General features: G+C 28.4%; 13 protein-coding genes. 9 read left to right on the forward strand and 4 right to left on the reverse strand.

What is annotated here, in order from left to right; all coding sequences use genetic code 11:
* Positions 1–36: 36 nt before the first annotated feature.
* The 6 genes from FGL08_RS05885 (at position 37) to FGL08_RS05910 (ending at position 5954) form a co-directional block, all read left to right on the forward strand.
* Positions 37–384, forward strand: coding sequence for a DUF6483 family protein (locus FGL08_RS05885; protein WP_138209897.1), 348 nt, complete (start codon positions 37–39; stop codon positions 382–384).
* A 138-nt stretch (positions 385–522) separates the two neighbouring features.
* Positions 523–1593 (forward strand): hypothetical protein, encoded by a 1071-nt coding sequence (locus tag FGL08_RS05890; protein ID WP_138209898.1) that lies wholly within the window; start codon positions 523–525, stop codon positions 1591–1593.
* A gap of 97 nt (positions 1594–1690) precedes the next feature.
* The gene (locus FGL08_RS05895) at positions 1691–3052 is read left to right on the forward strand and encodes a CCA tRNA nucleotidyltransferase (RefSeq protein WP_138209899.1); all 1362 of its coding nucleotides are present in this window, start codon (positions 1691–1693) and stop codon (positions 3050–3052) included.
* 100 nt (positions 3053–3152) lie between these two features.
* Complete coding sequence (locus tag FGL08_RS05900; RefSeq protein WP_138209900.1) at positions 3153–3671, forward strand: NUDIX hydrolase; 519 nt, start codon at positions 3153–3155, stop codon at positions 3669–3671.
* Between the two features lie 75 nt (positions 3672–3746).
* Positions 3747–4400: a stage II sporulation protein M gene (spoIIM, locus tag FGL08_RS05905; RefSeq protein ID WP_138209901.1), complete on the forward strand. Its 654-nt coding sequence runs from the start codon at positions 3747–3749 to the stop codon at positions 4398–4400.
* 249 nt (positions 4401–4649) lie between these two features.
* Entirely contained in the window at positions 4650–5954 is a 1305-nt protein-coding gene (locus FGL08_RS05910) for a pyrimidine-nucleoside phosphorylase (RefSeq protein ID WP_138209902.1), read from the forward strand.
* Between the two features lie 110 nt (positions 5955–6064).
* Here the strand turns inward: FGL08_RS05910 and helD are convergent, their stop codons facing one another.
* Positions 6065–8353 (reverse strand): RNA polymerase recycling motor HelD, encoded by a 2289-nt coding sequence (helD, locus tag FGL08_RS05915; RefSeq protein ID WP_138209903.1) that lies wholly within the window; start codon positions 8351–8353, stop codon positions 6065–6067.
* Positions 8354–8590: 237 nt separating this feature from the next.
* Here helD and FGL08_RS05920 point away from each other — a divergent pair, with 237 nt between their 5' ends.
* Positions 8591–9784 (forward strand): D-alanyl-D-alanine carboxypeptidase family protein, encoded by a 1194-nt coding sequence (locus tag FGL08_RS05920; RefSeq protein ID WP_138209904.1) that lies wholly within the window; start codon positions 8591–8593, stop codon positions 9782–9784.
* 155 nt (positions 9785–9939) lie between these two features.
* Here the strand turns inward: FGL08_RS05920 and FGL08_RS05925 are convergent, their stop codons facing one another.
* Positions 9940–11403 carry an IS1182 family transposase gene (locus FGL08_RS05925; protein WP_138208895.1) on the reverse strand — a complete coding sequence of 488 codons (1464 nt, stop codon included), beginning with the start codon at positions 11401–11403 and terminating at the stop codon, positions 9940–9942.
* 233 nt (positions 11404–11636) lie between these two features.
* Here FGL08_RS05925 and FGL08_RS05930 point away from each other — a divergent pair, with 233 nt between their 5' ends.
* The gene (locus tag FGL08_RS05930) at positions 11637–12383 is read left to right on the forward strand and encodes a segregation/condensation protein A (protein ID WP_138209905.1); all 747 of its coding nucleotides are present in this window, start codon (positions 11637–11639) and stop codon (positions 12381–12383) included.
* Complete coding sequence (gene scpB / locus FGL08_RS05935) at positions 12370–12942, forward strand: SMC-Scp complex subunit ScpB (protein ID WP_138211283.1); 573 nt, start codon at positions 12370–12372, stop codon at positions 12940–12942. The genes FGL08_RS05930 and scpB overlap by 14 nt, the downstream gene beginning before the upstream one ends.
* 37 nt (positions 12943–12979) lie before the next feature.
* Here the strand turns inward: scpB and ytfJ are convergent, their stop codons facing one another.
* Positions 12980–13465 (reverse strand): GerW family sporulation protein, encoded by a 486-nt coding sequence (gene ytfJ / locus FGL08_RS05940; protein ID WP_138209906.1) that lies wholly within the window; start codon positions 13463–13465, stop codon positions 12980–12982.
* Positions 13458–13964 carry a DUF2953 domain-containing protein gene (locus tag FGL08_RS05945; protein ID WP_138209907.1) on the reverse strand — a complete coding sequence of 169 codons (507 nt, stop codon included), beginning with the start codon at positions 13962–13964 and terminating at the stop codon, positions 13458–13460. Before FGL08_RS05945 ends, ytfJ begins: the two co-directional genes overlap by 8 nt.
* Positions 13965–13998 lie beyond the last annotated feature (34 nt).

A 13998-nucleotide genomic window follows, 5' to 3' on the forward strand; every position in this document is an offset into this window, starting at 1 on the left:
TTAGAGTAATCATTAAAAGAATTAAGGTGGAGTATTATGGATATTGAAAAACTTATAAAAAAGCTTGGGAAATCCTTTGGAAAAGTTATTTTCAACAAGAAAGAAAAAATTAGTGAAAATATTACTATTAATCAAATGGGTTCTACAGATGTATTCAAAATAGTTTTTAATAAATTATTTCATGAGGAGAATTATAGTAAAGCAGAAGATTTAATTTTTAACGAATTGGAAAAGAATAATTCACCTGAAGTATATGAAGTTGCAATTGAATTTTATAACTTATTGCTAAAAAAGAGTGATGAAGAATTAAAGAAAAGCAATTTTCCAAGAGAAGAAATTTATAGAGGATTATATGATATAGAAAAATTCAAGGTTGATTTATAAATTTCATTAAATATCTTCATATACTTATAAAAATATTAGGATAAGAGAGGTTGCAAATGAACTTAAAATACATAAGCAAATATTATGTTAAAAATCTGATTTAAAGACGGTTATTGATAATTATTTAGGGGGACTATAATGTCAAGAAGTTTTCATAGTAATGTAAGGGATTATATTAAAGAAAGAAACTATAAATATTCAAATGAAGGTATCAAAGAAGAGAAATTGAACCAGATTGGTGAAGAATTATACAGAAAAAGCTTTACAAAAAAGATGACCATCTGTAATAGAAAGGTAGATAATAGAAATATTAAGTATATGAACCCTTCTGATTTAAACACTATAAAAATTAAAATAAAAGATAAAGAAAAATATATTCACTTTCCCCTAAATAAAGAAGATTTATTAGGCGTTATAAAAAGGATGCCTTATAATATAGTTTCGGGCATACATTCCATAACTCTTTGTCTAGGAAAAGAATATCAAGAAGGTAAAGTTGATAATTTAGATAAAGAGGTTAGAGACCCATATACAGGAAGGATTTGTATTGATGAATACGGGCCAATATATAGTCCACCTATACTTGGGACATATTATACTAGAACATGTAAGATATTTCTCTATGCCTACGTATATGATAGAGAAAAAATAAAACTAGGTATAATTGAGTCATATCTTAGATTACAAATGCTAAGTACATTAGTTCATGAGATTGCTCATCATGAGGATAATCTTCTACGTGCTGGTGGAGGTAGATGGCTTGGGTTCAATGATCGTAAGTGTGAAGATTATGCTGAACTTCAACAACTGAAGTGGACGGAAACAGTAGTTATTCCATATTTGATAGATAATTATCCAGAGGAGTATTGCTCTTTATTAAATTGGATTGAGAAACATGGAGGTGTAAAGCTTTCACTTGTTGATTTGATTGATAAATCAAGAATACGAAGGATAGGCGATAAAATTAAAATTGTCTCTGGTGCATCATTGTCGGGTAAGTGGTTATTTAAAAATATTATTAATGGTATGAATGAACATGATGCTATGCTAGAGTTCGCTAAAGATTTGTATTGGGAAGATTATGGTGAAGAATGTTTAAAAGTTATCGATATATTACTGCTAAACAATCCTAAAGATTCAGAGGTTTTAAGTTTTAAAGCAGATATTTATATTAATTTGAGATACAAATTAAGAGGGAGTCATAAATGACTCCCTTAAATATTTATGATATAATATGCAAATTATCATAAGTAAATAATCTTATTAATAATAGAGAATTCAATAGGTGTTAGGAGTGGGTGCTTAAATGATATATAAGGATGTGAAAATAAATATACCTAATGGTGCTAATTATATAATAAGCACATTAAATAAGTTTAATTATGAAGCTTATATAGTAGGAGGAGCAGTTAGGGATAGTGTCCTAGGTAAAGTTCCTAATGATTATGATATAACAACGAATGCTTTGCCAGAAGAAATCGAGAGAATATTTAATAGTCTTAAGATTAAAACGATTCCTACAGGAATTAAGCATGGAACCATAACAGTTTTAATAGAAGAATTAAGCTATGAGGTAACTACTTTTAGAATAGATGGAGAGTATAGGGATAATAGAAGACCAGAAGAAGTGATTTTTACTAGCTTCCTACAGGAAGACTTAAAACGAAGAGATTTTACTATAAATGCTATGGCATACAATAAAGACGAGGGTCTAATAGATTACTTTAATGGGGTTGAAGATTTAAAAAAAGGCGTCATTAAAGCTGTAGGTGAACCTTTAAAAAGGTTTAGTGAAGATGCACTAAGAATGATGAGAACTGTAAGATTCTCTGCTCAGTTAGGATTTAGTATAGATAAAGATACGGAAGATGCAATAATAAACTTAAGTCATAATATAAAATATGTATCTATAGAACGAATAAGAGAAGAATTTAACAAAATATTATTATCAAGTAACCCCAATGCCATAGATAAATTAAGCGAATATGGATTGATACAATACTTTATACCACAGTATAAGCTATGTGAGTGTACTTTACAGAATAATCCTCATCATATATATAATGTAGCAGAACACATAATATCTAGTGTAGGGAATGTAGAGCAAGACTTACCTTTAAGACTGACCATGTTTTTACATGATATTGGAAAACCAGAATGCAAAACTACAGATGAAAAAGGAGTAGACCACTTTTATTGCCATGCTGAAAAATCCTCTTATATAGCATATAATCTTTTAAAAGAAATGAAATATGATAATAAAACAATTGATAAGGTTATTACCTTGATTAAATATCATGATAGTTTTATAAATAATACTAAAGGTATTAAAAAGCTTTTAAATAAAATAGGTGAAGATAATTTTAGGGACTTGCTAAAAGTAAGAAAGGCAGATATTTTGGCGCAAAATCCTGAATTTATAGAGGAAAAGTTATTAAGTTTAAAGGTGATAGAAAATAAGTTGGAGGTTATATTAAAAGAGGAACAGTGTTTTAAAATAAAAGATTTAAAAATTAGAGGGTTAGATTTAATTAATATAGGAATAGAGGGTAAAAATATAGGTATAGTATTAAAAAAATTATTAGATTTGGTTATAGATGATTACAGTATTAATTATAGAGAAAAGTTATTGGAACTTGCGAAAAAATTAAAAAATGAACTTTTGTAATATAAAATACTATAGCCTAAACTAGAACATTATTTTTATAATATAATAAAGTTAGATATTATAAAAATGAGTATTAAACACTAATTTTGGAGGAGATAATATGGAATTTTTAGAAAAAACCTTAGAAAAAGAAGAGATATTTAAAGGGAAAATAGTAGATTTAAGCATTCATACAGTAGAGCTTCCTAATGGTAAAAAATCAAAGAGGGAGATAATAAATCATCCTGGGGCTGTGGCTATAGTTGCATTCACTAAAGAAAATAAAATTTTAATGGTAAGACAATTTAGAAAGCCTTTAGAAAAGGTGCTATTAGAGATACCAGCAGGGAAATTAGAGCATAATGAAGATATTAAAGATTGTGCACTTAGGGAATTAGAAGAAGAAACAGGATTTATAGCCGGAGAACTTGAATACTTAGGGAAAATTCATACCTCAGCAGGTTTTTGTAATGAATGCATTCATATTTTTAAAGCTACAAAATTAGGTAAAGGAACCTTAGGGGGAGATGAGGATGAGTTTATTTCAACAGAAGAATATAGTTTAGATGATGTGAAGAATATGGTTAAAAGTGGAGAAATCACAGATGCAAAAACTATAAGTTCTCTAATGTATTTATAAAACTTTTAAGAATATAGTTTCCATTTATATCATAAATATTTTAGTATGAATTAATGATATAGGAGGAAAATTCTTATGGTAAAAACTATAAAGCCACAATCTAATGAGGGATTTACTGGCATCTTAAATCATATAAGTGAAAACATATGGCTTTACTTACTTTGTTTAATTTTTCTTTGTACTGGTGTAGTTCTAGGATTTTATAACGTAAAATATATGCCTAGTACAGATAAGTCTTCTATAGTTAACTGGATTGAGAGTTCATTAAATATTATAAAGCAGGAAAATGTATCGAAAACTTCTATATTAATGGGAAGTATATCAAACTATATTCCTGTAGTAATAGCATTATGGTTTTTAGGAATGACTATAATAGGTATTCCTATTGTATTAGTTTTAGATCTATTAAAAGGATATGCATTAGGGTTTAGTTTTTCTTTTATAATAAATAATTTTGGAGTAAAAGGTATATGGGTCGGCATTGGAACCGTTCTACTTCAAAATCTGATTTTTGTTCCATGTGTTATTATTTTATCAGTATATGCTATGGAGTTCTCTATTAATATTTTAAAAAATAAATTACATAACGGTGTATTATCAAGTATATTAGGCTATTCTCTGAGATTTATAATTATTTTCTTAGTTATGTTTATAGGATTTTTAATAGAAGCTTATATCTCTCCCAATGTTTTAAACTATTTAGGTAACGCATTAGGGTATGTAGCATGATAAATAATAAAGAGGAATTTCTTAAATTTTTAAAGAGTATTTTAAAAAGTTTTATTATCTTATACTTTTTCTTAGGTATACTTCCAGGTGCAATAAAAATTTATGGCGAAAAGTATTTAATACGAAAATATTCAGCTGGAAATAGTATTTTTGTATGTAATGAATTTAGGGAGAGACTAAATTTTTTTTACTATTTTTATTTAATAATTAAAAAGTTTTTAAATTATTAACTTAGGAGGAACCGAGTATATGAGAATGTATGATATCATTTTAAAGAAGAGAGATGGAAAAGAACTTACTAAGGAAGAAATAGGCTTTTTTATAAAAAATTATACTGGAGGAAATATACCAGATTATCAAGCATCAGCCTTATTGATGGCAATATTTTTAAATAAAATGAGTGAAAAAGAAACAGTGGAGCTTACTATGGCCATGGCAAATTCGGGAGATATGCTAGACCTTTCAAAGATAAATGGTATAAAGGTGGATAAACATAGTACAGGTGGTGTAGGTGATACTACCACTCTTATTTTAGGGCCTATGGTGGCTGCAACTGGAATTCCCGTTGCTAAGATGTCTGGTAGAGGGTTAGGTCATACTGGCGGTACTATTGATAAATTAGAATCTATAGATGGGTTTAATGTGGAAATATCAGAAGAGAATTTTATTGAAAATGTAAACAGAATAAAATTTGCTTTGGCTAGTCAAACAGGAAATCTTGCTCCTGCAGATAAAAAAATATATGCATTAAGAGATGTTACTACTACAGTAGACAATGTTTCTTTAATTGCATCTAGTATAATGAGTAAGAAAATAGCCTCCGGAGCAGATGCTATAGTTTTAGATGTAAAAGTGGGGGATGGAGCTTTTATGAAAACTTCAGAAGATGCCAAAATACTGGCGAAAGAAATGGTGAAAATAGGTAAAGGTGTAGATAGAAAGACAGTGGCTATAATATCTGACATGGATCAACCTTTAGGGTGTGCTATTGGAAATGCTCTTGAAGTAGAGGAAGCTATAGAAATATTAAAGGGAAAGGGCCCTGATGATCTACGAGAGCTTTGCCTTGTTTTAGGAAGCTATATGGTTGTTTTAGGTGGCGGGGCTAGTTGTGAAAGTGAAGCTAGGGATATGCTCCTAAAAACTTTAGAAAATGGTGAAGCTTTAAATAAGTTTAAAGCGTTTATAGAAGCACAAGGTGGAGATCCTAATATCGTAGAAAATACAGAACTCCTTCCAAAGGCTAAGTTTATTCATGAAGTTAAGTCCACTACGGATGGATATGTAACAAAAATTCACAGTGAAAAAGTGGGTGTAGTTGCAATGGAGTTAGGAGCAGGAAGAGTAACAAAGGAAAGTAAAGTAGATCTTGCAGTAGGAGTAGTTTTAAATAAAAAAAGAGGTGACAAGGTTTCAAAAGGTGAAATAATTGCATATATACATGCCAATAATAAGGATTTAATAGAAAAAGCTGAAGAAGATATTTTAAACTCTTATATTATTGAAAATAAAGCTAATAAATCTATTCCTCTTATATATGATGTTATTAAATAAATCATATAATAATTAATTTAATCATCCCTCTACATTCTTTGATATAGAGGGATGATTGAAAAATATTTATTAGCAATTAGTCATAAAGATTTCCAATAATTTTTAAATTATTAGGGTAAGATTTCACTTTTTTCTCCCAGAGAATAAATATAAAGCTCATGAAGAGGTCTAGTCATAGCTACATAAAGTAGTTTTACATCTAGTTCTTTTTTTATATATGCTTCTTTTGAAACATTAGCTATAATCACCACATCAAATTCTAACCCTTTTGCTAGGTGGCAAGGAATTATGACTATCCCACCAGGATAATTTTTTTCCTTACCAGTTATAAGGGAAATATTTTTCTTATTTTTAATTAGAGATTTTAGTTTCTTACACTCATCTAAGGTTTTGCAAATTATGGCCATGGACTTATAATTGCTGTTTGCAAGATTTTCTATTCTAATATCAATTTCTTTTGCTATTTCTTTTAGAGAGTTTTTTTCGAAAATTTTAACTTCCTCTCCATGACGTATTACTGGTTTAGATTTAGGAAGACGAGAATCGCTTAAACTACCTATAACTTTAGTTGCAGAGTTCATTATTTCAATAGTGGTTCTATAGCTTTGTTCTAAGCAAAGTTTAGTTGAGTTTTCATCGAAAATATGTGTAGATACATCATTCCAATCATTAATACCTCTATAACTATATATCCCTTGGCACAAGTCTCCAAGTATTGTGAACGAATTATTATTTACTATTTTCTTAAGTATATAAAATTGAAACAAACTTAGATCCTGCGCCTCGTCAATTACAATATGTCTTAAATTTATTTTTTCATTTATACCATATATAGATGTGGCAATATCCATAAGCGGAGATAAGTCCTCAATTTCTATAGTATTATTTTTAAGATTTTCTAAAGAGGAATCTTTTATATAGTTTATAATATCTATATCATGATTATCTCCTTTTAGTTTATCAAGGTTTCCTAAAAAATTTTTATAATATATATATATTGATCTTTTAGGTATTTTGGAAATATAATCTTTTACTACATTTTTTAATCCACTTTTAATATCTGAAAGAAGATTATCTCTCTCATCTATTATAGATATAATTTTAATTCTTCTTTCTTCACAATCATCCATAGCATTTCGTACCTTATTTAATTTTTCTTCGTACTCATCTTCAATACGATTAAGTATTTTATCACTTTGGTATGATATTTTATTTAACATACGTTTCTTTATTTCATTTATTCTTTTTGTAAAAGGTAGATAACTATATTCTTTTATAAATTGTCTCTGAATTTCCTTATATGTAAATAATACAAATTCATTTACTTTAAAATCTTCTTTAGGAATATAGTGATACTCTATATATATTAAATATCTAGAAAGTAAACTTTTAAATTCTAAAGAGGATTTAAAGGAGGAAGCCATGGTTATTATATCAGCATGGGTATTGTCGTTATTATTCATGTAATTTGGAGAATTTTCGATTATTGTAGATAACTTTTCATGAGGAGAGTTTAATTTAAGTTTTTTACCTATATTCTTACCTAGAACTTTAAAAGCGAAATCTTCAAAGGTAGTTTGAATTACATTTTCTACCCCTAACTCTGGAAGAACCTCCGATATATAGCTTAAGAAAAAGCTATTAGGGGCTATTATCATAAAGTTTTCGGGCTTTAAAGTTTTTTCATAGTGATACATAAGATAAGCAATTCTATGTAATGCTATAGTAGTTTTCCCCCCTCCAGCAGCACCTTGAACTATAAGAGGGTTCCACATGGGAGCTCTAATTACTTTATTTTGTTCAGTTTGAATTGTAGATACGATATCTTTTAACCTATTATCTTTATTTGAACCTAATGCAGCTTGAAGGAAATCATCATTAGTAGTTATATCTATATCAAATATCTCTTCTAGCTTAGCATTTTCTATAGTGTACTGTCTTTTTAATGATATTTTACCTGAAATTTCTCCATCGGGACACTTGTAACTAGATTCACCTAATCTCCCTTCATAATATAGATTTGCTATAGGAGAGCGCCAATCTATAATTAGAAATTCTTCGGTATCTTCATTCAAAAGGGACATTTTCCCAATATAGTATCTACCAAGTTTATTTGCTCCATCTTCTCTAAAATCAACTCTAGCAAAATAAGGTTTATTAAGACTTTTACTTATATTTTTAAGTCTACTTTCCATACTCCCTTGTAGTGTTTCATTTATTATTAATTCATTAAATTGTTCTGAATTATCTGAGTTATAATGTGTTTTGCTATAGTCAAGATACTCATCAATTTGTTTCTTTCTTTTATTTATAATTTCATCAAAGTGCTTTAAGTAGTCAATGGTTAAAGATAGTCTTTTTGATTCATTTTCATAGTCAGGATGATTAAGGGCAGACATATTTTTTCCTCCATACTTAAAATTTTATTAGTAAAATTAATTATTTTAATAGGACTGAGGAATATTATGGGTTATATCTATTTTATTATAAATCTCTCAAAAAGTGAAATTTAATTTAATGTGGTTAAGATAATTATTTGGTAATAAATTGTTATATATAATATTAAAAGTTTTTGTGATAATATTAAGGCTTTTTGGTAAAAATAAAATTGTAAATCAAAGTCGGGAGGATTAAACATGAAAAGAAAAAAATTTTTAGCCTTAGTATTAACTATTATATTTATAATGCCATTATTTTCCACTAAAGTACTAGCATTAGATAAAGAAAAAGATAAGAAACCATCTACAGAAAGTCAGAATTTAGATGTTGAAGCAAAATCTGCTCTATTAATAGAACCAACTACAGGAAAAGTCCTATTTGAAAAAAATAAGGATGAGCAATATGCACCTGCCTCAGTTACAAAGGTGATGACTATGCTTTTAACTATGGAAGCTGTTGATAGTGGTAAAATAAAGCTAAGTGATAAGGTTACTGTAAGTGAGAATGCTAAAAAAATGGGTGGAAGTACAATGTTATTAGATACTGGAGAGGTTAGAACTGTAGAAGAATTATTAAAGGGTGTTGCTATTGCATCGGGAAATGATGCGGCTGTAGCTCTTTCTGAATATTTAAGTGGTAGTGAAGATGCCTTTGTAGGTGAGATGAATAAGCGTGCAAAAGAATTAGGTATGAATAAAACTACCTTTAAAAATTGTACTGGACTTCCTAAGGAAGGTCATATATCTTCAGCATATGATATATCTTTAATGTCTAGAGAATTACTTAAACATCCTAAAATTTTAAAATATACAGGTACTTATATGGAAACAGTTTCTGAAGGAAGAAAGTCACCCATTTCCCTTGTGAATCATAATAAATTGGTTAGATTTTTTAATGGATGTGATGGACTGAAAACAGGATATACTGAGGAAGCTAAGTACTGTATTTCTGCTACAGCAGTAAAAAATAATGTTAGAATGTTGTCTGTAATAATGGGAGCACCTACTTATAAGATAAGAAATAAGGATGCATCTGCCCTTATGAATTATGGATTTTCAAAGTTTGAATTTAAAAATATACTTAAAAAAGGTGCTGAAGTTGAAAAAGTTGTATTTAATAAAAAAGGTGATAAGTTTTTAATTGCACGTGCAAAAGATGAATTTTATTTACCTTTAGAAAGAGGTAAGGGAAACAAAGTGGAAAAGAAAATAGTCATTGATAAGGACAGAAAACAATATAAAAGAGGAGAAGTTATAGGTTATTGTGAGATTTTAATTGATGGAAGATCTGTTAAAAAGATAGATATATATTCAGATAGAGATATCAAGGTAGGACACTTCTTTAGTGATTTAAAAGATAATTTAAGTCAAATATTTGATAATGCAGTATAAAGTATATAAAAAAGAGCTTGATTATTCGGAGACCACTGAAAAACTTATAGTTTTTCGGGGGTTTACTTTTTACATAATTTAAAAGACTCAAGTTTATACCATTTTGTGGTATGAGCTTGAGTCTTTTTGTATTATTAAACCCTAATCGGGTATATTTACTGATTGCTTAGAGTCAATATTCTCTTCAAGTTTACAGCAAAAATGGTCAATGCACCTTGCATTTGCATGCCAACAAGACCTGCGGCTGACGCAACATCATACCCATGTCTATGTTTCATTTCACTATTTTTAGCTTCAATTTTATATCTCTCTTTTGATTTTTCTTTAAAAAAATCAGTTTCTTGAAATTCAATATGTTTTTGATGCGTATTCGTTTTGATTGAAACTGAGTATGATTTAGTTTTAGCACCTTCTTTATAGCACCCTTGTTTTAAAGGGCAACACTGACACTTTTTAACATCAAAAAAATAAGAAATTACTGTACCTAGTCCATCTTTGGCATGTTTTTTAGGTCTAGTACTAGTTTTCTTAGTACTCATATGGCCAGCTTCACACGCATACATATCTGCATCTTTATTATATTCAAACTTCGTTTTAGTTTGTCTTTTGTTACCATGAGATACTGATTTACTAAGCTTTGCAATTAGATTTTTTTCACTTTCATTTACATATTCTATATTTTCTTTTTCTGAATAAGCTGCATCTCCAATAATATTTTCTATGTTTAAGCCAGAGGCTTCGCTCTTTTCAATAAGTGATTTTAGTTGTTTTCCATCGTGTTTTTCTCCCGAAGTAACTACAGCAGCAGTAATAATACGTTCCTCAGTCATTGCAATATGAGTTTTATACCCAAAGAAAGATGTATCAGCAGTTTTGTGTCCAACTTTTGCGTCAGCATCTTTAGAGAATGACAAAACCTCTAAATCATCTTCGATTGTTTCTTTTAATAAATTTAATTTTTCTTTTACAGCTGGATAACTTGAAATGACCTCTTCTTTTTCAATAACTGATATAAGTTTTTGACAATACTCTATTTCATCCTCAAGAAGACCGTTGTTAACTTTATTAGGAAACCTTGCTTTCATTGACTCATCAATGTTATAAACTGACTTTCGAAGTTTTTTAGATTGTTCAATTAAAACTTCCCTAGGTGTTTTTTGATTGTATCTAGCTTTGGTATGAGTTGAATCAACAATAATTGATTTTGATTTTATAATTTCCTTTTCCAATGCTATTTCTACGGTTTTAGAAATTAGCATGTCCATTAGATTAGTGTCCTTTAAGCGTAGCTTTCTAAATTTAGTTAAAGAACTTGGATTAATTACATCCTCCTCCGGAGCCATATCTAAGAAATATTTAAAAGACATATCATATTTAGAGCGTTCAACAACATCTACATCAGAAATATTGAAAATAGTTTTTAGTAAAAGATATTTAAACATTCTTATTGGGTCAATCGCTCCGCGACCGTTATTATTGCAATATGTAGAAACTAATTCATCGTAGATGAATGAGAAATCTACCATTTCTTTAATCCTTCTCAACATATTATCTTTAGGGATAATCCTATCATATATATCACCATATTCGCTTAATATCATCTTTTGATGCATTAACATAAAATCACCTGCTTAAATTAGTAATATAAAAATTATACTAAAAAATAGACATAACATCTACACAAACTGTAGTGTTATGTCTATTAAGATTAGGAGGGTACTTTTTCAGTACCCTCGATTATTCGAGCTCTTTTTTATATTATTTTAAAATCAATTTTAATTTCTTGAAGTTAAAGGTAATAAGGTGATATAATTAATATGTTTTAAGTATGCTTTAATATGGAGAGATATACATGTCTATAAGTATAAAAATAGAAAATTTTGAAGGTCCTTTTGACCTTTTACTTCATCTTATAAAGAAAAATGAAATGGATATATATGATATTAAAATTTCTGAAATTACTTCCCAGTACTTATTTTATTTAAATAAAATGCAAGATATGGACCTTGAAGTTACTTCTGAGTTTATAGTTATAGCTGCTACCTTGCTCGAAATAAAATCTAGGGAGTTACTACCTAAACTTGAACCAGAGGAAGAAGTAGATGAAGAGAACTCTAAGGAGGAATTAGTTAAGAAGTTAATTGAGTATAATAAGTTTAAAGAAGTTGCAAAAATTTTAAAGGATAGAGAAAATAATGAAGGTATATTATATTCTAAGCGTCCAGAGATTATAGAAGAAAAAAAAGAGCTAGATTTAAAAGAGCTCTTAAAAAATGTAACATTACTTAAGTTGTATAATATATTCAGTGAATTAATGAACACATACTACAATAAGCAAAATACCGGTAATAGGGTACCTAAACAAATATCTATAGATAAATATAGGATTGAAGATAAAATGAATTACTTACAAGAGGTTTTTATAAATAAAAGGAGAGCAATTTTTTCAGAAGTTGTGTTTAGTTGTGAAAGTAAAATAGAAGTTATTGTAACCTTTTTAGCTATGTTAGAACTAATAAGATTAAAAAAATTGAGGGTTGTACAAGATAATAATTTTACAGAGATATTTATGGAAGGGGTATCATATAGTGGAAATTAATGAAGGGCAGATAGAAATAAGAGAAGCGAGCAATAGGGACAGATACTTTTCTATAATTGAATCACTACTTTTTGTTGCAGGAGATCCTTTGAGTATAGATACTCTAGCAGATGTTCTAGAATGCAGTAAAACATTTGCAAGTAAGTTAATGGATGAATTCATAAGTTTATATGAAGAGGAGAATAGAGGTTTAAAACTAATTAAATTACAAAATAACTATCAACTAGTTACTAAAGGAGAAAATTCCCATTACATACAAAGACTTTTAAGAACTAATACAAGACAATCATTATCTCAAGCGTCTTTAGAGGTTTTAGCTATAATTTCCTATAAACAACCTATAACAAGGATTGAAATTGATGAAATTAGAGGGGTAAAGAGTGATAGGGCAATAAGTACCCTTTTAGAAAAGCAATTGATTAAAGAGAATGGACGTAAGGATATGCCTGGAAGACCAATATTATATTGTACCACTACTGAATTTTTAAAGTATTTTGAATTAGAAGATTTAAATGAATTACCTAATATTGAGGAGATAAGCTTTGATTTAGAAAATTAACTGCCCGTAATTATTTTAAATTACGGGCTTCATTTTATTAATTTTTGTGTTTATATTCTTTGTTTTTATCTTTTTTACAGTAGGACTCAGTATTTTCATCACATTCATATTTCTTTTTAGAATTTTGAGTACATTGCTTTTCTTTTTTATCTCCACACATATCTTTTATAATTTCTAAAAGTTGCGGTACGGAATCTATAATTCTATCCGCCGTAGTTTCAGAATTTAAAGGAATCATTCTAAATTTATTTTCTTTTATAATTAGAAAAGCTACTGGTTTTACTGATAAGCCACCACCTGAACCTCCACCAAAGGGAAACTCATCGGTATTATTTTCATTTTCATAAGCATTTGGAAATTCTGTTCCTGCTGAAGCAAAACCCATGGAAACTTTTGATACAGGGATAATAGTACTGCCGTCACTTGTTGTAAAAGCGTCACCCACTATAGTATTCACATCTACTAAACTTTTTAAATTTTCCATAGTGTTCTTTAATAAGTTATCGATTGGATGATTATTCATTTAAAGACCTCCTAGCTTTGTCTTCCTTAGAATTAAATAAAAGTTTTACTAATATATATATAATCTTTACTAGGCTTAAATAAATTATACATTTAATATTAAATTCCAATTTATTATGGTTATAATCTGGGGTAATATTTATTTTATTATGGTTATTTTGTTTAAATTTTATATATTGAGATAAATATAATAAAATGGAATTTAAAGCACCACATAATACACCATAAAGTATGGCAGTCTCAAAAGCATCATCTAATCCGTAATTTAAAGATAGGTCTAAGCTAGCCTTTGTTTTTCTTTTTTTAAAATAAGAGAATTTGTTATGTTTAAGATTACTTAATTTAAACGTATTTTTAGAAGTAAGTTTTTTCTTATTTACATTAATATTATAAATATAAACAGATAGCTTTTTTTCTATAAAAAGGATAGATATTTTTAAAGGGATAGGGAAAAATATAATAAAAATAAGTATTGAGATTATTATAATAAAGTATTTCATAACTTCCTCCGCAATTTCTTAACCTTTTACTTAT

Source organism: Hathewaya histolytica, from assembly GCF_901482605.1.
In the GTDB taxonomy this organism is placed as follows: domain Bacteria; phylum Bacillota; class Clostridia; order Clostridiales; family Clostridiaceae; genus Hathewaya; species Hathewaya histolytica.